The organism is Nonomuraea sp. NPDC003727 (assembly GCF_053586935.1).
The window spans coordinates 141,002-159,717 of sequence record NZ_JBSFNE010000009.1 but is presented as its reverse complement, the minus strand read 5'-3'; the positions used below and the strand labels follow the sequence as shown (position 1 = coordinate 159,717).

Genomic DNA, 18,716 nt, shown 5'->3' with positions numbered 1-18,716 from the left:
GGGCACGAAAAAGCAGAGGTCAAGCCAGGGCGTCCATGGCCGTGGCCGCGATGGCCGCGATGGTGGCGTCGTCGGCGCCACCCTGAGCGGCCACCCGGATCCCGGCGATCACGGCGTTGACGAACCTGGCGAGTTCGGCGGGATCGCGGGTGGAGCCGATGTCGCCCTCGCGCTGCCCGCCCCTGATGGCCGCACTCAGGCTGGCGACTCGGCGCTCAGTGTCGCGGGCGAGCATCAGGGCGATCTCCGGGTCGCGGCCGGCGAGCTCCATCGTGGTGTTGACGGTCAGGCAGCCGAGGCCGTGGCCGTCGCTCCGGTTCTCCGCCTCCGTCTGGAGGATCTTGGCGAACAACGCGCGGATCCGTTCGATCGCCGGCAGTTCGTGATTGTCAAGGATGCGTAGCTGGTCAGCGGTGGTGATGTCCATGTAGCGGGTCAACGCGCGTTTGAACAGCTCGCGCTTGTTGGTGAAGGCGTTGTACACGCTGCTGCGGTCGAGACCGAGCACCTCGCACAGGTCCCTGGTCGAGGTCGACTCATAGCCGTTCGCCCAGAACGTGCGCATCGCAGTGTCCAGGACCCGGTCCTCATCGAATGATCTCGGCCTCGCCATATGAGCACGCTACCTGTTTTGCATCAGTCGGTGCAATACGAGATCGTTCATCGAGCGGGGAGGTGGCCGGAGTACGCCAGGAGCACGCCAAGGCCGGAAGCATGTACCAGATAATGATCCATTATCACGTACATGAGCGATCAGAGCCGTCCGCCAACCAGGCGATCCACTCGCGCGGCCGCTGCGCGACTCTGGCACGTTATCCGGTACGTCGCGCCGGACGTCGCCCGGCGGGCGGCATGAGCGCCGCCTCGAAGGTCACCGCCCTGCACGGTGGAGGCGTCAGCCTCGCCGCGGCCGCCGACGCCTTCCTGACCACCTCGCGCACCGCCAACCCTGTGGGGCCGATGCGCGCCGGCGACCTGGAACCGCAACCGCGCCGCCGTCACCGCCTGGCTGTCCTGGTGCCAGAGCAAGAAGCACTGGGCCGCGCCGTCGGTCCCGGCCGAGGCCGAACGCCGCAAGGAGAGCGCCGACGAGACCCGCGCAGTGGCCAAGACCACGATCCACCGGCTGCTGTCACGCCGCGACATCCCGCTGCGTGAGCGGGCGCTGTGGCGAATGCTCTACGAAACGGCCCCGGTCTCCTATCTCTGACCCACGATGCAAAGTGGCCACCGGCCCTCCTTCCCGCCCCGTTGCTTCGTGCCCGGCCTGTTCGTTAGGCCGAACGAGTAGTCGACAGAGGGGCGGGGCCGTTCATGCGCAGGGAGTGGTCGCCCGAGGATGTGGTGGCGTGTTGGACGCCGGTGGGCAGTGACTGGAACCTGGTCGCGAACAAGTCCGGCCCGACGCGGCTCGGGTTCGTGCTGATGCTGAAGTTCTTCGAGCTGGAGGGCCGGTTCCCCGAGTTCCTGGAGGAGTTCCCGCAGGCCGCGGTCGACTACGTGGCCGACGTGGTCAAGGTGCCGGCGGAGGAGTTGGCGAAGTACGACCTGTCGTCCCGCTCGGCGAAGGGCCACCGTACGCAGATCCGCGAGGCCCTGGGGTTCCGCCCGGCGACCCGGGCCGATGAGGAGCGGCTGACCGGCTGGCTCGCCGATGAGGTCTGCCGGGTGGAGCTGGTGGAAGACCGGTTGCGCGAGGCCCTGCTCGTGCAGTGCCGCAGTGACCGCATCGAGCCCCCGGGCCGTATCGAGCGGATCGTGGCCGCCGCGCGGGCACGTGCGGACCGGGTCTTCTGCATGCAGACCGTCGCGCGCCTGGGGGAGGTATGCGCCCGGCGCCTGCTGGAGCTGGTGGCGGAGGGCAACGAGGACGGGACCGCGCTACTGGCCTCGCTGAAGCGGGACCCCGGTGCGGTGGGTCTGGACTCGCTGCTGACGGAGATCACCAAGCTGACCGCCGTACGGCGATTTGGGTTGCCGGAGGGCCTGTTCGCGGACTGTTCGGAGAAGCTGGTGGCCGCGTGGCGGGCACGGGCGATCAAGATGTACCCCTCGGACTTGCGGGATGCCGGCGAGGACGTATGGATCACGCTGCTGGCCGCGCTGTGCGCGTCCCGTCAGGCGGAGATCACCGATGCCCTGGTGGAACTGCTTGTTGCCCTCGTCCACAAGATCAACGCTCGTGCCGAGCGGCGGGTGGAACGGCAGCTGACGGCGGAGCTGAAGAAGGTGAGGGGTAAGGAGGGCATCCTCTTCCGCCTCGCGGATGCCGCGGTGGGACGGCCGGAGCGGACCGTACGCGCGGTGCTGTACCCGGTGGTGGGTGAGAAGACGCTGCGCGACCTGGTCGCGGAGGCGAAGGCGAACGAGAAGGCGTTCAAGGCCAAGGTCCGCACCACACTGCGCTCGTCGTACAGTTCGTATTACCGGCAGATGCTGCCGCCGCTGCTGAACACGCTGGGCTTCAAGTGCAACAACACCGCCTACCGGCCGGTGATGGACGCGCTCGCGCTGCTGGCGAAGTACGCCGACGTCGACGGCAAGGCCCGTTTCTACGACGCCGGCGACGCGGTGCCGATGGACGGCGTCGTACGCAAGGACTGGCGCGAGGCGGTTGTCGACGACAAGGGCCGTATCGAGCGCATCCCGTACGAGCTGTGCGTGTTGGTGGCGCTGCGGGACGCGATCCGGCGCCGGGAGATCTACGTCGAGGGCGGGAGGCGGTGGGGCGATCCGGAGGACGACCTGCCCGGTGACTTCGAGTCGGCCCGCACCGTGCACTACGCCGCGATCCGCCAGCCCGAGGACCCCAAGAAGTTCGTCACGGGCCTGAAGCGCCGGATGACGGACGGCCTAAATCGGCTGTCGGCGGCGCTCGCGGACGGCTCGGCGGGCGGAGTGAAGGTCACTACCCGCAAGGGCGAGTCGTGGATCACCGTGCCGAAGCTGGAGCCGCTGGACGAGCCCACCGGCCTCCAGGCCCTCAAGGACGAGGTCGTACGACGGTGGGGCGTGCTCGACCTGCTGGACGTGCTGAAGAACGCCGACTTCCTCACCGGCTTCACCGACGAGTTCTCTTCGGTCGCCGCGTACGAGCGCATTGACCGCGCCACCCTCCAGCGGCGCCTGCTGCTAGCTCTGTTCGCCCTGGGCACGAACATGGGAATCCGGGCAATCGTGGCGACCGGCGAGCACGGCGAGACCGAGGCCGCCCTGCGGCACGTCCGCCGGCACTTCATCACCGTCGACAACCTCCGCTCGGCCGTCACCCGGCTGGTGAACGGCACCTTCGCCGCCAGGGATGCCGCCTGGTGGGGACAAGGCACCTCGTGCGCGTCGGACTCGAAGAAGTTCGGGTCCTGGTCCTCGAACTTCATGACCGAGTACCACGCCCGCTACGGCGGCAACGGCGTGATGATCTACTGGCACGTCGAGAAGAAGAATGGTCTGCATCTACTCCCAGCTGAAGTCCTGTTCGTCGTCCGAGGTCGCAGCGATGATCGAGGGCCTGCTGCGACACTGCACGGACGCCGAGATCGAGTCCAACTACGTCGACACCCACGGCGCGAGCGTCGTCGGATTCGCCTTCACCGAGCTGCTCAACTTCCGCCTGCTGCCGCGGCTGAAGAACATCGGCAGCATCCGCCTGTACCGTCCGGACGACGCCCCGCCCGGCTGGCCGGCGCTCGGCGGCTCGCTGACCCGGCCGATCCGCTGGGACCTGATCGAGCAGCAGTACGACCAGATGGTCAAGTACGCCACCGCCCTTCGGCTGGGGACGGCTGAGGCCGAGCAGGTGCTGCGGCGCTTCACCCGCGGCGGCCCCAAACACCCCACCTACCAGGCCCTCGAAGAGCTAGGCCGCGCCGTGCGCACGATCTTCGCGTGCGACTACCTCGCCAGCCCCGACCTGCGCCGCGAGATCCACGGCGGCCTCCAGGTCGTGGAGAACTGGAACAGCGCGAACACTGTGCTGCACTACGGCAAGGACGGCGCCCTGACCGGCCCGGACAAGGAGCACGCCGAGACGTCGATGCTCGCGCTGCACCTGCTCCAGTCCGCGCTCGTGCACGTCAACACGCTGCTGCTCCAGCAGGTCCTGGCGGAGCCGAAGTGGGCCAAGAAGCTCACCGCCGAGGACCGGCGCGGCCTGACCGCGCTGTTCTGGTCCAACGTCAACCCGTACGGCACCTTTCGCCTCGACATGGACAAGCGGCTCGACCTGTTGCCCTTGGCCATGCCCGGACCCCGCCGAGCGGCCGACACCCCGACACGGTCGTTGCGCTCAACACCGTGAGGCGGCCTCGGCACGCCTATCGACCGCCTGCGCGCACTGCACCGAAAAAGCATCCCGGCCCCATCGGCATCCCGGTCGTCACCGGCAACCCGCCCGCCGTCAACTCCTGGCCGCACTCTGCTTGCGCCCGGCGGAGCATCGAACGGCCGCGCGGACTCCTAGGTCGGCCGCGACTTGGCGAATGGACTCAGGAGGTGCCGACGAGCACGGCGGTCGCGGCCAGGGTGGTGTAGTTCATCGTGAAGCGTCCGCCCAGGGAGTCGATGGCGTTCCCGACCGCGTCCAGTATTTCGGCCAGTTGATCGGGACGGAGTTGGGTGAGGCCGCCGGTGGTGGGTAGCAGGTCCAGCCATTGGTCGCGCGTGTAGGACTGCTCCCAGTCGAATCGCCACTGTTCGGGATCGTTGAACTGTTCGGTCTCCCGGATCTTGTCGGCGAACTTCGCGTATCCCGCCTGGTAGAGGTCGAGCGGGCGTCGGGCCGGTTGACTGCTAAGCGGGGAGTCGGGCGCCAACCGCCGGAAGGCAGCGGCGAACGGTTCGGCCACCTCGGCAGGCGGCTCGTACACGTGCCCGAAGATCGCCAGCCGTCCCCCTGGACGCAGCACACGTGCGACCTTCACGGTGCCGGCGACCGGGTCCACCCAGTGCCACGACTGGGCGGCGATAACCGTGTCGAACGTCCGGCCGGCTGGCTGCCAGGCTTCGAAGGCCGCCACCTCGACCTCCAGGCCACGGGCTCGCGCGAAGTCGGCCATCCGCGCATCGGGCTCGACGCCGAGCACGGCGCACCCGACGGCTTGGAACTGTCGGGCTGCGATGCCGGTGCCGCAGCCGATGTCGAGCACGTCAGGCCCGGGGCTGCCTGCGACGATCCGCGCCACTAGCGCATCGGGGTAGCCAGGCCGGGCTTGGTCGTAGCGCTGAGCATCCATGCCGAACGACTCGGCCGTCCGCCGGGCCTTATACGGCTCCGCTGGGGATGGTTCTGGTTGTTCTCGCGGTAAGGTGGGCATGCGCCCACCTTAGTGGGCGCATGCCCACTAAGGCAACGGATGCCATCGGGCTGACCGCACGAGAGGATCTGCGAGTGCCAACTGGGGTACACCTCCGCGACGCGCGGCAGCAACTGTTCGACGCTGCCGAACGTGTGCTTCTGCGGGACGGGCCGAACGGGCTGACCAGCCGGGCCGTCACCGACGAGGCAGGCTGCGCCAAAGGCGTCTTGCATCGGCACTTCACCGACTTCGACGCCTTCCTCACCGACCTCGTGCTCGACCGGGCCGCGCAGCTTGAGACGCAGGCGAGGGCGCTGCGCGAGTCCGCTGGAACTGGCACGGTGGCCGACAACCTCACCAGCGCACTGACCACCCTGTTCGGACCGATTCCGGTGGCAATCATCCCGCTCATCACCTTCCGGGACGAGCTGCGCACACGGCTGCGGCAAGCCAGACCAGGAGGGGGCATCGCGATCCTCGCCCAGGCCACGACCGCGATCTCCGCTTATCTCGCCGACGAGCGTGAACTGGGCCGCATCGCGGCCGACGCCGATATCGACTCACTCACCCTCTCCCTGGTCGGCGGTGGGCATCTCCTGTTCGCAGACCGCGACCCCGGCCCACCTACCACGTCAGTCGTCAACAAGCTCGTGACAGCGGTCATCGCCGACGCCGTGCAACGACGACCGGCCTAGAGAACCCTCAGTGTCGGCAAACGATCGTCTGCCGACACTTCCGTCTGTGATCGTGAACCCGCAGGTGGGCACTGTCGGCAACTCGCGTCGGACATCAACGTCGGAGAACGGCCCTTCGGGTAGTTTCCGACAATGCTCATCGGCTACTGCCGCACCTCGACGGCCGACCAGAACCCCGATCATCAGATGGACGCGCTTCTCCGCCACGGCGTGGACCGCGACAACATCCATGTCGACGTCGCCAGCGGCGCGAAGGCGTCCCGCCCGAAGCTCGACCTCGTCATGCAGTTGCTGCGCGAGGGTGACACCTTGAAGGTCACCCGGCTCGACCGGCTCTCCCGCTCCGTGCTGCACCTGGTGACGCTCGGTGCCGAGCTGCGCGAGCGCGGTATCGGACTGCACGTCATCGAGTAGGGCATCGACACCGCCACCATGGAAGGGCGGGCGATGCTCGCAAGTCGGCTTTCCCGGAGAATGCCGTGAGTTTGGCGATGCCCTAGCCAGCTTCGTCCAGCCCCGCAAGCTGCGGCCGATCAGGTTCTGCGCGAGATGACCATGATGTATTCGCAGGGAGCGTTCGTTCGGTTGGCGAAGCCGTGGTCCGCGTCGGCCTGGAAGAACAGGGAGTCGCCTGTGTTCAGGGTCTCGCTGATCCCGCCGATCGCGACGGTGAGGGTGCCTTCGAGCACCACGAGTTGCTTCTCCGTACCCGGCGGATACGCGGGCAGCAGTCCGGTAGAGACCTGCGCGGGGAGGTAGTGGACGACCATCTCGGCTCCTCCCGCGCCCGGGGCCGCTGACACCATGTGCCGCTCGAAGCCGGTTTCCGGGTCACGGAAAACGGGGCGATCGTTCTTGCGCATGACAATGGCCACACCAGATGCGGCAGCAGCCGGCGCACCGATCAGGTCCGAGAGCGACGCGTCGAGCGCGTGGGCGATCCTGGACGCGACGCCGATCGTCGGGCTCTTCTCACCGCGTTCGACCTTGGACAGCATCGCCCGGCTGACCGACGACTGTGTGGACAGCTGCTCCAGCGTCAGGCCCGCCTCCTCGCGGCGTCGCCGCACGTTACCGCCGAACGCGCCGGCCAGGTCGTCACCGTGCTGTGGTCCGGCCGCGTTTCCGTCTTGCTCGAGCACCGTGCTCCTCGATCGATGGGTACTTCGCTGCCCACAGTGTAGGGTTTCTTCTAAAGAAGATATGCTCTTCTATCGAAGACACAAGATGTGTGCCCAACACGACGGAGGTTCCATGCGTTTGATCTCGAGTGGCCAGCACCATGCCACGTTCGAATTCGGCGATCTGCAGGTGATCTCGTTGCGAGACGGGTACATCGACATGCCGCCGACACGGCTCCGCGACGAGGATGGGCGCACGCTCGATGAGCTGCCGGCCGCCGTCCCGCTGGCCGGCGACAACTTGCGGCTGTCGGTCAACGCCTTCTTCGTCACCGACGGCACGCGGTCGGTTCTCATCGACACCGGCGCGTCCAACGCCTGGCACGACCCCACCATGGGATTGATCTACGACGCGCTCGACGAAGCGGGAATCGACCGCGCGCATGTCACCGATGTGGCCATCACCCACAAGCACGAAGACCACGTGAGCGGCCTGATCGCGCCGGACGGTTCAGAGGCGTTCGCCAAACTCGAGCGCGTGTGGATCGGCGCGGGCGACACCTCGGTGTTCACGGGGCGGCTCGAGCCGATCCGCGACCGGGTCGTACCCGTGTCGGAGAAGGTCGCGATCAACGACTGGATCACCGCGATCCCGACACCGGGCCACACACCCGGTCACACGGTCTACGACGTCAGGAGCGGCACCGGCCACCTTCTCGCCTGGGGCGACACCGTTCACGTTCCCACGCTCCAATTCGATCAGCCGAAGGTGTCCTGGGAGCTTGACGGCAACCAGTCCCAGGCCCGCGCCGCGCGAGCGGCCCTCCTCGAACAACTGACCCGACCACACCACTTCGTAGCCGGCGCCCACCTCGACTCACCCGGCATCGCCCGCGTAACCCCCTCCGGCGACGGTTATGCGCTGGAGTACCTCGCACCACCGATCGGCTGATCGAGCCTGTCGGCTCCGGGCCGCGCTCGCGATGGCGGCCAAGGAGGGCAAGCTCGTCTGGCCCGGCTGACCGCCCACGAACTCGACTACCTGGACGGGGGTTGAGGAACATCGGAACGAAAACCGGCGCCAAGCCTTGATCGGCCCTGGTGGGCGGTCGGTGACGCCGGCGGCGTCGGGGGATGCTGAAGCCTTGCCGCAGATAGCGCCCTATTATCTGGGGCATCGTTGATCGCGACCTGCGGCGACGGTTCCGGGCCGCTACGCGAAGCGGCCCTGTTATCTGTGGCGAGGGGGAAGCGGTGGCCACCGTCGCGCAGCTGCCCGCCGGGAAGGCGCTCACCATCCGTGGCGCCGCGGACGCCTTCCTCGACGCGCTCGGCAACCCGAACACGGTGCGGAACTACGCGATCGGGGTCGGCAAGACCGCCGAACGGGTCGGTGAGGGCCGGCCGCTCGGGCAGGTCGCGGACGACGAGATCGGCGAGGCCCTCGAAGCGCTGTGGGGCTCGACGGCGGTGAACACCTGGAAACGCCCGCCGGGCGGCGGTGCTGTCCTGGCTCGCCTGGTGCGCCGAGCGCGGCTTCGACGGCCCGGAGGTGCCGGCCTGGGCCAAGCGCTTGACCCCGCCGGACTCCGAGACGCCGGCGCGTTCGAAGATGGCGATCGACCGACTGATCGCCCGCCGCGAGGTGCACCTGCGGGAGAAGTGCTTCTACCGGATGCTGTACGAGACCGTGGCGCGGGCAGGGGAGATCCTGCCGCTGAACATCGAGGACGTGGACTTCGCCGGCCGCCGCGCTCTGGTGAAGGCCACAGGCACGCAGTCCAAGGCCCGCCGCAGCCAGGCCCGCGAGGATTTCGTGCTGGAGCCTGTGTACTGGGACGCCGGCACCGCCCGGCTGCTGCCGCGGCTGCTGAAGAACCGCACCCGCGGCCCGGTGTTCGTCACTCACCGCCGCCCTGGGCCGGGCAAGGTGGTCTCGTCGCGGGACGTGTGCCCGGATTCCGGGCTGGCCCGGCTGTCGTACGGCCAGGCCCGCGCCCTGCTGGACGAGCACACCGCGCTGCACGGGGCGGGCACAGGCTGGGATCTGCACGAGTTCCGGCACTCCGGGCTGACCCACCTCGGAGAGCAGGGGGCGAGCCTGCTGATGTTGATGGCCAAGTCGCGGCACAAGAAGGCGGAGAACGTCCGCCGCTACTTCAAGCCGTCGCCGGACGCCATCGCCGAACTCACCAGCCTGCTCGCACCCGGCGACACACGCCGAGGCGGCGGCACGTGACCGAGTCGGCCAACCCGTCGACCCTGATCATCCCGACCGACCCGAAACCACCGAGCCCTGGAGTTGACATGGCTGACATGATCGTGCCCGACCCCGTCACGCGGGACATTCTCGCGACCTTCGAAAACGTGCGCTACCAGCTGTTCGGCCGCCTGGAGGGCCTGACCGACGCCGAGTACCACTGGGAGCCGGTCGGCGACTGCATCGGCATCCGCCCCGGCGACGACGGCGTCTTCCGCGTCGCCACGCTCTTTCCGGAATCGAGTCCGGAGGCGCCGGACCCCGTCACGACGATCGCCTGGCGCATCTGGCACATCGGCAACCTCTGCCTGCGAGGCTACGTGATCTACCTCTTCGACGACGTTCCCGACTACGGCGACCGCGATGTGTGGCCGGGCACCGCCAAAGAGGGCATCCAGGCGCTCGCCGAGGACTGGGAGCACTTCATCTCCCGGATCGCAGCCCTCGGCGACAAGCGCCTGTTGGCGCCGATAGGCATGGGCCCCGGCGGTTGGGCCGATGAGACCTATCTGAAGCTCGCGCTGCACGCTCTGAAAGAGGTCACACATCACGGCGGCGAGATCGGCCTGCTGCGCGACCTGTACCTGCGCGAAGGCGTCTGATTTCGGCGGTGGGCGACCTTGTCGATCTCTCCGATCAGAAGGGCTGGCGCATCCAGGACGCCGCCTACGGGAGCCTGTCCCGGTTCGCCCGCGGGAAGATCGGCCTGGAAAAGATCAAGCGGCACTGGAGCGACATCCCTGCGTGTCGTGGTGTCGATCTACACCGGTGAGATCCGCGCCTACGGCGTGATGCGCATGATCCAGCGGGACGGCAACCCGACCCCGCGTGGGGAGGCCATCGCCCACTATGAGCGAACTCGGCCAGGTAGCCGAGGTACGAGACGTCGTCAGATGGTGGCGGGTGCCCCGCTCGGGGTTGACGAGGATGATGTAGAGGACTGGCCTGTAGTCCGGTCGGGTAGCCGAGATCGGTGGGTCAGCTGGTTTCGCCGGCTTCGAGCAGGATCTTCAGCAGGTCCTGTGGGGCGTCGCGCATGAGGTTGTGCCCGCTGTCGAGCGCGTGGGTGGTCCACGCGGGGTCCTGGCGTAGCCGCTGGTAGGTGGTGGTGAACGGTGATGGGGTCGGCCATCCTGCCGCATACACGTAGACGTCGCGGCGGCTGTGGGTGGGGCTGCTGGTGACGCGCAGTGGCTGGAGCAGGGAGGCAAGGGGGTGGGGTGTGGCTCGCGGGTCGAAGAACGGCATCGGACGGACCGCGTTGCCGGTCTCGGTGACCTCCAGGTACCACTGCCGTTCGTTGTCGGAGACCAGGTTCCACATGGATTCGCCGTCGCCTGGTACGACGGCGTCCAGGTAGACCAGTGATCTGACGCGCTCGGGCATGCGGTCGGCGACTCCGGTGATCACCATTCCGCCGTAGCTGTGGCCGACCAGCACCGCGTCCAGGAGTTGCTCGGCCGCCAGCACGCCGGTCACGTCCTGGATGTGGGTGTCCAGGTTCACGCCGCCGTGCAGGAGATGGCTGCGCTCGGACAGCCCGCTCAAGGTCAGGGGGTATGCGCGGTGCCCGCGGGAGCGCAACTGTTCGGTGAGCTCGTGGAAGCACCAGCCGCCGTGGCACATGCCGGGAATCAGCACGAAGGTGGTCACTGTCGTTCTCCTTGTCTGGTGGCCGGCGAAGGCCGGCGTGCGGGTGATCTCAGGTGCCGGTTTGGTGCGTTGCGGTGGTGGCCGTGGCGGGCGGCGCGGGCGACCGGTGGTGGCCTACGGTGGCGGCGATCGCTGCCGCGGCGGCGCACAGGATCGCGGTCCAGGCCAGCGTGGCGTTGGTCGAGGTGTGATCGGCCAGGATGCCGGCGATCCACGGACCGGCGGTCTGGCCCACCGCGAACACGGTGGTGAAGGCCGCCAGCGTGGCCGTCCAGTCGGCGGGTGGGGTTTCCGCCTTGACCAGCGCGGTGACGGCGGCGGGCACACTCATGAACGTCGCGCCATAGACGAGCGCGGACGGGAGAACGAGGGGCGGGGCAGGGGATGCCAGGGCGAGTGCCGCTCCGCCGGCGAGCAGGACCAACAGCGCGGCGAGCGCGCTGCCGCCGCGCCAGTGGGTGATGGGACGGCTCCACAGCGCCGGTGCCGCCACGACCGCCGTCCCCAGGGCCGTCCAGATGAGTGTCACCTGTGTGAGGGGGGCCTGGCGCTCGGCGAGGTAGGCGGACAGGAAAGTGATGTAGGTGATGTATCCGGTTGCGAACAGTAGGTAGGCCAGGAGCATGCGCCGCAGAGGGCGCAGTCGCGCTCGTCCGGCGGTGACGGCCCTCTCCTCCCCCCCAGGGCTCGCGGCCGTCCAGCTCACCAGGGTCGCCAGGCCGGCGGCGAGCCCCATGCCGACCCAGGCGATGCGCCAGTGGGTGCCCAGTGCCGGAATGGTCGCGCCGCTGAGAATGATGCCCAGCCCGGTGCCGGCGAAGTAGACGACGATGGGGGCACCGGAGGAGGCGCGAGTGGCGATCCGCGATGCGATCACACCGCCGGTGATGAACACCACCGCCCCCGTCACGCCCGCCGCGGCCCTGGCGGCCAGCAGCGCCGGATAGTGGCCGCTGACCGCGGTGACCACCAGCGCCACCGCGGTCAGCACCATGCTCCAGCGGAAAGCGGCCGCGCTGCCCATCCGCCGGACCAGGGCGGCGGTCACCAGCGCGCCGAACAGGTAGCCGAGCCCGTTGGCGGCGCTCATCACGCCGGCCTGGGTCAGACTCCAGCGAAGATCATCGCGCATGGCCGGCAGGAGCAAACCATAGGCGAAGCGGGCCAGGCCGAGAGCCGAGGCGGTACCCGCGGCCAGCCGCACCGCCTGCCACACCGGCGGCCTCACCGTCCCCACACCGACCCGGCCGCCAGGACCCGGCGATCGGGGGCCCTGCGCGGGGCGGCCCCACTGCGACGATCGCGCCGACGAACAATGATCATGTTGACACCACCCAAGAGATCGAACCGATCGGTTCGGCCTGTGGAGCCTAGCAGTAATCGAACCGAGCGGTACCATCTGTGTGTGCCAGTGACCAAGGGAACGACGATCGACCCGGTGCGCACCCGCGCCGCCATCCTCCAGGCGGCCACCCCGCTGCTGTACCAGCGCGGACTCGACGGCATCGGCGTCGCCGAGCTGTGCGCGCGCATCGGGGTGTCCAAGGAAACGCTCTACCGGCACTTCGGCACCAAGGACGGCCTCGTCGCGGCCATGCTGGAGAAACGCAGCCAGCGCGTGTCCGACTGGCTCGCCGCGGCCGTCGCGGCGGCCGGAGACAACCCCGCCGACCAGCTGGCTGCGATCTTCGACGCCCTGCAACAGTGGCATGACGAACCGACTTTCCGCGGCTGCGCCGTGGTGAACGCGGCCACCCAACACCACGACCAAACCGTGCGCGCCATCACCGCACGGCACCTGGACCGCTACCTCGACCTTCTCTCCGACATCGCCACCCGCGCCGGAGCCGCCGCCCCCGCCTCCCTCGCCCGCCAACTGCTCATCCTGGTCGAGGGCGCCACCGTCGTCGCCGCACACCACCGCACGGCCGGAACCGCCGACCAGGCCCGCGACGCCGCCCTCACCCTGCTCGCGACCGCCACCGCCGCCCCGCACGACTCCTGACGCCGCAAAGCCGCTCCACCGCCACGACCAGATCCTGACCCGCCTGATCGCCATCGTCACCGGTCGCTCCGGCGCGTACGGCGCACGCGGACCAGCCTGGCCGCGACCACGGGACGTCTGCTGGCCAGGTGCGCCAGCAGACCCCGCGCAGGAGCGCGGCGGGAGACGCCCTTGAGCAGGCGGTGCGTGACGGTCACCTGATGCACCGCCTCCTGCCAGCGGTAGAACGAGGTCACCGCGGCCAGCCGGGCCTCCAACGTGCTGACCGACAGCCCACCACCCGCCCCGGCTGCGACCATGGGCACGGCGGGCACAGTCTCACGGTGCCGGCCGTCGTGAAGCCAGCGCACGAAGGCTGCCATCGCCGGAACGCCAAGCCGATCCCAGCCCTCGGCTTCGTCGCGGTGCTGCAGGAACGTCCACCACTGCGACAGCGCGGTCGCGAAGCTGCGCACCGTGTTGGGCGACCAGCTCAGGCGATGGGCCTCCAGCCATTCCTCGACTGGCCCCACCGTGGCGAAGGTGGAATCGATCACCGTCCACGTTCGCGCGCCGCCAGGTGGTCGTACGGCGATGCAGTAGGCCATAGCCGTTGTTCCTCACGGTGCTGAAGAACCGACGACAAGCCTGACGTGCCCGCGGAGCGCAGGTCCGCGGGCGCCCTCGCGGGTCACCGGGCCGGCGAGGAGTCGCCGGTCAGCTCGCGGACGATGCTCATGTCGTCGAACGGCGCCTTGCGCTCGCCGATGATCTGGTACGGCTCGGCGCCCTTGCCCGCCAACAGCACGATGTCGCCGGGCTGGGCCTCCAGCAGGGCCCGGGCGACGGCCTCGCGCCGATCGGTGATCCGCACGGCCGAGGCATCGGTGGCCGCCACGCCGGGCATGATCTGGTCGATGATCGCTCCGGGGTCCTCGGTGCGCGGGTTGTCGCTGGTGACGATGACGATGTCGGACAGTTTGCCGGCGATCTCGCCCATCGGGGCGCGCTTGCTGGGATCCCGGTCGCCGCCGCAGCCGAACACCGTAATCACCCGACCGCCGGCGAAGCCTCGGATCGTGGTCAGCACCTCCTCCAGCGAGTCGCTGCTGTGGGCGTAGTCCACCACCACCGATACCCCATCCGGCGTCTGGTAGGTCTCGAACCGGCCCGGGATCGGCGGCAGCTCCGCCAGGGCGGCGACGAGGGCGTCCATGTCGTGGCGGAGCAGGTGGCAGACGGCGAGCATGGCCAGAGCGTTGGAGACGGCGAACCGGCCGGGCAGCGGCACCCGCGCCGGGCGCATCCGGCCGGCGTGGTGCAGCACGAACCGGGTGCCGGTCGCCTCGATGAGCAGGTCGGTCGCGCGGAAGTCCGCAGACGCGTCCTCCAGTCCATACGTCGTCGTGGCGCCCGGCATGAGGGCGGCGATGTCGGCGCTGACCGGGTCGTCGGCGTTGACCACCGCCCGCCGACACAGCCCCCGAAACAGCAGGAGTTTCGCCTCCTTGTACGCCTGCATGCTGCCGTGATTGTCCAGGTGATCCGGGGTCAAGTTGGTGAAAACGCCCACGTCGATGTCGGTGTGATCGACCCTATGCAGCTCCAGCGCCATTGAGGACGCCTCCATCACCACCGTGCCGGTACCTCGATCCCGCATGGTGCGCAGGAGCTGTTGCAGGTCCACCGCCTCCGGCGTGGTCGGCGTGGTCCGGTCCATTGCGATCGTCTCTGTGGCGATCCGGTACCCATCGGTGCCGATCACCCCCACCCGCGCGAGGCTGGCGATCCGCAGCACCGCCTCCACCATGTACGAGATGGAGGTCTTGCCGTTGGTGCCGGTGACGGCCACCACGTCCATCTCCCGGCTGGGCTCGCCGAAGTAGCGGGCGGCGACCCGCGGTACGGCGGCGCGGGTGTCGGCCACCCGCACCACACACACCGGCTCGGGCAGGGCCTCGATCGGCTGGTCCACGAGCACCGCGACCGCGCCCCGACGCACCGCGTCGGCCACATGCTGATGCCCATCAGCCTGGCGGCCTCGCATCGCCACGTACATCGACCCGGCGGTCATCCGCCGCGAGTCGTAGGCGATGCCGGCTCGCACGTCGGTCTTGTCCGGCTCACCCTGCACGACCTCATGGGGGTAGCCGGCGAGTAGGTCACTCAGTTTCATCAGCTCTCCTTCGTGAGCCAGCCTGCCGGGCAGGCCGGCCGGCGTCCGAGCAACGCGCCGAAGCGGGGCCGGCCCCGGAAGGGTGTGGAGCGTGGGCGGCCACCGGAGCCGCTGGCGCCCTACACCCAGTTCCTCGAGGGCGGCACATGCTATCGGGCGTCGAGGCAGTACCGCGTCCAGGCGCAGTCCGCCTCAGCCGCCAGCGCCCGGAACCTGCGCGCCTCGGGCGTCCGAACGTCGCCTTGTAGACGCGGAACAGCGTCCACATAGCGGCCAGCCCCCGCACCGCGGCGGCCGTCCAGCTCACCCGCGCGCAGACCGAATGGGAGAACGCCGCACGCGAGCACGCGACGGCGCGCCAGCAGGTGGAGAGCCTGCATGATGAACGGGCGGACTTGGCGCGGCTGCGGGCCGCGGAGGCGGGCCTGACCGCGCGGCCGCCCGAGCAGGACAGCACCAAGAAATCCCTGCTCGCCGCGAGCTCCGGCCAGCCCTGCCGATCATCGTCGTGGCACGGCGTTCGCCTTTCACCAAGCGGCTCGGAGAGCGGGTCGAATGCTGGACATGTCCAGGCATCTGCGTGGTGCTCGCAGTAAGTCCTGAGCCGTCCAGATGCGGAGTGCTTTCGAGCCGAGGTCGCTCGTGTCGCCTCACGACGTCTCGCTTCCAGCCGCTTCCAAACGTTCCAAGTGGAACCCAAGCGCTCCCCGCCACCATCCGTTCCCGTCATCTGATGTGAAAGGACGAGACATGCGCTTGTGGAGCGTTCTCTTTGCGGCGATCGTGCTGATGCTGGCCGGTACGGTCCCAGCCCTGGCCGCCGACGGAGTGGAGGTCTCGGTGACGCCGACGGGCGTCGCGCCTCCCTCCTACACCGGAATCTGCGCGCCGTCCATGCAGTTCACCGCCACCGTGCAGGTCACCGCCAACGGTCCTGGCACCGTCTCCTACCGCTGGTCGCACTGGCAATGGGGGCGGAGGCCTGAATCGGTCACCTTCACCGAGGCGGGCACCAAGACGGTGACCGAAGTCATGTCCCACTACGCGGGCAGCAGCGGCTCGCAGAGCCGGACCATCACCGTGACGGGCGCCAACCAGGCGCAGGCGACCGTCACCTACCAGCTGTCGTGCACGGACGCCGTCCCGCAGACTGCCCAGATCCAGCCCGCGAACGACTACATCGGCCGCTGCGGCGCCGACGTGGTTCACACGATCAACGCGCGGATCGACTCCCCGGCCGCCCAGGCCGTCCGCTACCGCTGGGTCGATGGCTTCGGCCAGCCGCTTCCCGGCCTGGACGGCGATCGGGAGGTGGTGTTCACCGAGCCCGGCAGCAAGATCGTCAGCGCGCCGTTCCAGCGGGTCACCCTGCCCGACGCCCCGTACGGCGGCGCCGCATACATCCGGACCACCAGCCCGTCACAGGTGGAGAGCGGCCAGCTGTACTACCGGACGACCTGCGTGAGCGCGGAATTCACCAAGCTGACCTGGCTGTCAGGCAACTGCCGCACCGGCGCGCCCTTCAGGTACTCATTCACGGGTTCCATCGAGAGCAACGGGCTGGGTGAGATCTCCTACGCGTGGTCCCGTCAGGTGCCCGACGAGGGCGACGAATGGATCCGCGACCCCTGGCAGACCCTCACCTTCACCACCTCCAACTCGCCCGGCCGTCAAACCGTCAGCAAGACCTGGACCGCGCCGATGGGGCAGAGCGGCCTGTGGCGTCTGGAGATCGCAGGCACCGATGGCATCGTCGCCTCCGAGAGCCGCCCGTACATCAACCGGTGTGGCTGACGCGCGGCCGGTCCCCGCCACCGCGTCCCTACGGGAAGAGCGACGCCCGCGCCCGGCTGGACGGCGGCCGCGTCGAGCAGCTGTGAGCGTGCCCGGGACTGCGCAAACCAGCCCCGACACACCTCTTGATCATCACGCCGGCCTCCGGACCGTGTCCGGGTGGGCCGGGGGCCAGTGCCTGCATCCGTGCCGCCCAGAGCGACATCCTGGACCGCCGCCACGACCATCTATCGCGGGGGAGGGCCGGCCCGACAGGAGCGTGCGGCGGTCATTGGCATGAAGCCGGGCAGGCCTCTTCCAGGCTGAGGCCGCCTGTTCATCGGCGCTGTCGCCCTCGCCGAGGGTCTGCTTGACAAGGTTTTCTCGCTGCGCCGTTGAAAGGGTCCTGGCGGCTGCGAGGACCTGGGCGCGGCGCTCCACCCCAGGGCTGGGATCGAACCCACGCCTTTCGAGGGCAGACGATCCCCTGTGCCTGGCCGATGACCGACCTCGGATACGGCATCCGGGCGCGCCGGGTCCTGTCCGCCAACTCCCGCACCGACGGCCCCCGCCGCTGACGCAGCACCCGTAAGTGCGCGATGAAGGCGGCCACCGGGTCCTCGCCCGACCCAAGGCGGTGTCCATGGCCGTGCTCGGCGACCGGCTCATCACGTTCGGACACTCGCCGATGCTCTCTTCTCTGCGCTGGTCAACGGCTGTCCACGCCCGGTGGGTGTCCGGTTGTCGTCCGCACCCGCTGTCCACTGGTGGTGGACACGGCATCGGCCTGTCGAAAGTGATCTCACGCCATCACGGCACACCATCTCGTCCCCGACAGGAGTTCCTCTCGTGAGATCCATTCAGCGCATCGCGGTCCTCGTCGTCAGCACGGCCCTGGCAACGGCCGCCATCACCGCGCCCGCATCGGCGGAGCCTTCGCAGGTCTTCTACATCGCCCCTCACGTGACGGTAACGGAGGCGAACACCGACGGCTGCCGCGGCGCAACGCAGTACTTCAATGCGCGCGATTACCAGAACGTCGAGATCAACTGGACCAACGCCACGAACGAAGACCACCCGTGCCTCCGCGTGGACTACTACCCGGTGACCACCTCGCGCTTTTGCAACTTCTACTTCTACGTCCCCAGCAACTACGCGACCGCAAGAATGGAGTGGCAGCTAGAGAGCCAGACCGGCGAGCGCCTGGTGAACCTCGTCTTCGACGAAAACCCATACTCAGGATTCACCTGGCTCGCGTCCAGCGGACACGTGCCCGGCGACGCGCCCGTGTCCCACATCTGGTTCACCGACGGCACTGCATGGCCGTCAGGCCGAATCGGCTGGGGCGTGGACGCCGGCCATGGAATCATGCAGGTCTGTGACGCCTGATCAACGTCGCAGCCAGGAGTAGACCAGAGTCGATAGCTTGCCCTGCCCCGTCAGGAGCGCACCCCGCCCTGCCGGGCGTTCGGCCAGCGGCCGGCCCGGCTGCGGCGGGCGTCAAGTCAGGGCTGGCGCTCACCGGGTAGGGGCGGCGCAGTAATGCGCCGCCCCTACCCGGCCCGCCACTCGGGTTCATGCGATCAGGGGCGAAGTAACCGGAGAGCCCCCGGGCAGCGTCCTTGATCAGGATGGAAAGCTGTAGCGGCCCGGGGCCATCCGGAAACTCCTCTTTCTCCGCCCGGCGCTGCCTCACGCGGGACAGCGGTGGGGTGATTCCACGGGCGAGAAGTAACCCCACTTGTCGATCTTCAGTGCTC

16 protein-coding genes and 1 pseudogene are annotated in these 18,716 nt (G+C 68.8%); 10 read left to right on the top strand and 7 right to left on the bottom strand.

Annotation, left to right across the window (positions count from 1 at the left end; translation table 11 throughout):
- Positions 1-19: 19 nt before the first annotated feature.
- On the bottom strand, positions 20-565 hold the full coding sequence (locus tag ACWDLG_RS23600; protein ID WP_449923166.1) for a TetR/AcrR family transcriptional regulator: 546 nt from the start codon (positions 563-565) through the stop codon (positions 20-22).
- A 749-nt stretch (positions 566-1,314) separates the two neighbouring features.
- Here ACWDLG_RS23600 and ACWDLG_RS23595 point away from each other — a divergent pair.
- Positions 1,315-4,225: pseudogene (locus tag ACWDLG_RS23595) on the top strand (Tn3 family transposase); the annotation flags it as partial.
- Positions 4,226-4,484: 259 nt separating this feature from the next.
- On the opposite strand, the gene ACWDLG_RS23590 reads toward ACWDLG_RS23595, so the two are convergent.
- Complete coding sequence (locus ACWDLG_RS23590) at positions 4,485-5,312, bottom strand: class I SAM-dependent methyltransferase (protein ID WP_449923164.1); 828 nt, start codon at positions 5,310-5,312, stop codon at positions 4,485-4,487.
- Between the two features lie 20 nt (positions 5,313-5,332).
- On the opposite strand from ACWDLG_RS23590, the gene ACWDLG_RS23585 reads away from it, so the two are divergent.
- Both ACWDLG_RS23585 and ACWDLG_RS23580 read left to right on the top strand, forming a co-directional pair.
- Entirely contained in the window at positions 5,333-5,989 is a 657-nt protein-coding gene (locus ACWDLG_RS23585; RefSeq protein ID WP_449923162.1) for a TetR/AcrR family transcriptional regulator, read from the top strand.
- A 132-nt stretch (positions 5,990-6,121) separates the two neighbouring features.
- Positions 6,122-6,403: a recombinase family protein gene (locus ACWDLG_RS23580; RefSeq protein ID WP_449923159.1), complete on the top strand. Its 282-nt coding sequence runs from the start codon at positions 6,122-6,124 to the stop codon at positions 6,401-6,403.
- A gap of 119 nt (positions 6,404-6,522) precedes the next feature.
- Here the strand turns inward: ACWDLG_RS23580 and ACWDLG_RS23575 are convergent, their stop codons facing one another.
- Positions 6,523-7,131, bottom strand: a complete 609-nt coding sequence (locus ACWDLG_RS23575) for a helix-turn-helix domain-containing protein (RefSeq protein ID WP_449923156.1) — start codon at positions 7,129-7,131, stop codon at positions 6,523-6,525.
- Positions 7,132-7,243: 112 nt separating this feature from the next.
- Between ACWDLG_RS23575 and ACWDLG_RS23570 the strand changes: the two genes are divergently transcribed.
- The 4 genes from ACWDLG_RS23570 to ACWDLG_RS23555 all read left to right on the top strand — a co-directional run bounded on the left by ACWDLG_RS23570 (position 7,244) and on the right by ACWDLG_RS23555 (position 10,142).
- Positions 7,244-8,062, top strand: a complete 819-nt coding sequence (locus ACWDLG_RS23570) for an MBL fold metallo-hydrolase (RefSeq protein ID WP_449923153.1) — start codon at positions 7,244-7,246, stop codon at positions 8,060-8,062.
- Positions 8,063-8,722: 660 nt separating this feature from the next.
- A complete protein-coding gene (locus ACWDLG_RS23565; RefSeq protein WP_449923151.1) occupies positions 8,723-9,349 on the top strand; it encodes a site-specific integrase in 627 nt (208 codons plus the stop codon).
- A 68-nt stretch (positions 9,350-9,417) separates the two neighbouring features.
- Positions 9,418-9,972 carry a DinB family protein gene (locus ACWDLG_RS23560; protein WP_449923148.1) on the top strand — a complete coding sequence of 185 codons (555 nt, stop codon included), beginning with the start codon at positions 9,418-9,420 and terminating at the stop codon, positions 9,970-9,972.
- 8 nt (positions 9,973-9,980) lie between these two features.
- Positions 9,981-10,142, top strand: coding sequence for a hypothetical protein (locus tag ACWDLG_RS23555; RefSeq protein WP_449923146.1), 162 nt, complete (start codon positions 9,981-9,983; stop codon positions 10,140-10,142).
- A 206-nt stretch (positions 10,143-10,348) separates the two neighbouring features.
- On the opposite strand, the gene ACWDLG_RS23550 is transcribed toward ACWDLG_RS23555, so the two are convergent.
- Together ACWDLG_RS23550 and ACWDLG_RS23545 are read right to left on the bottom strand one after the other, a co-directional pair.
- Positions 10,349-11,023 carry an alpha/beta fold hydrolase gene (locus ACWDLG_RS23550; RefSeq protein ID WP_449923143.1) on the bottom strand — a complete coding sequence of 225 codons (675 nt, stop codon included), beginning with the start codon at positions 11,021-11,023 and terminating at the stop codon, positions 10,349-10,351.
- A gap of 49 nt (positions 11,024-11,072) precedes the next feature.
- Positions 11,073-12,251, bottom strand: a complete 1,179-nt coding sequence (locus ACWDLG_RS23545; RefSeq protein ID WP_449923140.1) for a YbfB/YjiJ family MFS transporter — start codon at positions 12,249-12,251, stop codon at positions 11,073-11,075.
- A 177-nt stretch (positions 12,252-12,428) separates the two neighbouring features.
- Here ACWDLG_RS23545 and ACWDLG_RS23540 point away from each other — a divergent pair, with 177 nt between their 5' ends.
- Positions 12,429-13,028, top strand: a complete 600-nt coding sequence (locus ACWDLG_RS23540; protein WP_449923138.1) for a TetR/AcrR family transcriptional regulator — start codon at positions 12,429-12,431, stop codon at positions 13,026-13,028.
- A gap of 56 nt (positions 13,029-13,084) precedes the next feature.
- On the opposite strand, the gene ACWDLG_RS23535 is transcribed toward ACWDLG_RS23540, so the two are convergent.
- Both ACWDLG_RS23535 and ACWDLG_RS23530 read right to left on the bottom strand, forming a co-directional pair.
- Positions 13,085-13,615 (bottom strand): site-specific integrase, encoded by a 531-nt coding sequence (locus ACWDLG_RS23535; protein ID WP_449923135.1) that lies wholly within the window; start codon positions 13,613-13,615, stop codon positions 13,085-13,087.
- Between the two features lie 83 nt (positions 13,616-13,698).
- A complete protein-coding gene (locus ACWDLG_RS23530; protein WP_449923132.1) occupies positions 13,699-15,183 on the bottom strand; it encodes a UDP-N-acetylmuramoyl-L-alanyl-D-glutamate--2,6-diaminopimelate ligase in 1,485 nt (494 codons plus the stop codon).
- 750 nt (positions 15,184-15,933) lie between these two features.
- Here ACWDLG_RS23530 and ACWDLG_RS23525 point away from each other — a divergent pair.
- Positions 15,934-16,977: a PKD domain-containing protein gene (locus ACWDLG_RS23525; protein WP_449923129.1), complete on the top strand. Its 1,044-nt coding sequence runs from the start codon at positions 15,934-15,936 to the stop codon at positions 16,975-16,977.
- 828 nt (positions 16,978-17,805) lie between these two features.
- Entirely contained in the window at positions 17,806-18,345 is a 540-nt protein-coding gene (locus tag ACWDLG_RS23520) for a hypothetical protein (RefSeq protein ID WP_449923127.1), read from the top strand.
- Positions 18,346-18,716: the final 371 nt, after the last annotated feature.

Coding starts and splice junctions, on each gene's coding strand:
- ACWDLG_RS23570 (WP_449923153.1), top strand. CDS start 7,244: ATGCGTTTGATCTCGAGTGGCCAGCACCATGCCACGTTCGAATTCGGC.
- ACWDLG_RS23560 (WP_449923148.1), top strand. CDS start 9,418: ATGGCTGACATGATCGTGCCCGACCCCGTCACGCGGGACATTCTCGCG.
- ACWDLG_RS23580 (WP_449923159.1), top strand. CDS start 6,122: ATGCTCATCGGCTACTGCCGCACCTCGACGGCCGACCAGAACCCCGAT.
- ACWDLG_RS23525 (WP_449923129.1), top strand. CDS start 15,934: ATGCGCTTGTGGAGCGTTCTCTTTGCGGCGATCGTGCTGATGCTGGCC.
- ACWDLG_RS23600 (WP_449923166.1), bottom strand. CDS start 565: ATGCGCACGTTCTGGGCGAACGGCTATGAGTCGACCTCGACCAGGGAC.
- ACWDLG_RS23585 (WP_449923162.1), top strand. CDS start 5,333: ATGCCCACTAAGGCAACGGATGCCATCGGGCTGACCGCACGAGAGGAT.
- ACWDLG_RS23565 (WP_449923151.1), top strand. CDS start 8,723: ATGGCGATCGACCGACTGATCGCCCGCCGCGAGGTGCACCTGCGGGAG.
- ACWDLG_RS23590 (WP_449923164.1), bottom strand. CDS start 5,312: ATGCCCACCTTACCGCGAGAACAACCAGAACCATCCCCAGCGGAGCCG.
- ACWDLG_RS23535 (WP_449923135.1), bottom strand. CDS start 13,615: ATGGCCTACTGCATCGCCGTACGACCACCTGGCGGCGCGCGAACGTGG.
- ACWDLG_RS23530 (WP_449923132.1), bottom strand. CDS start 15,183: ATGAAACTGAGTGACCTACTCGCCGGCTACCCCCATGAGGTCGTGCAG.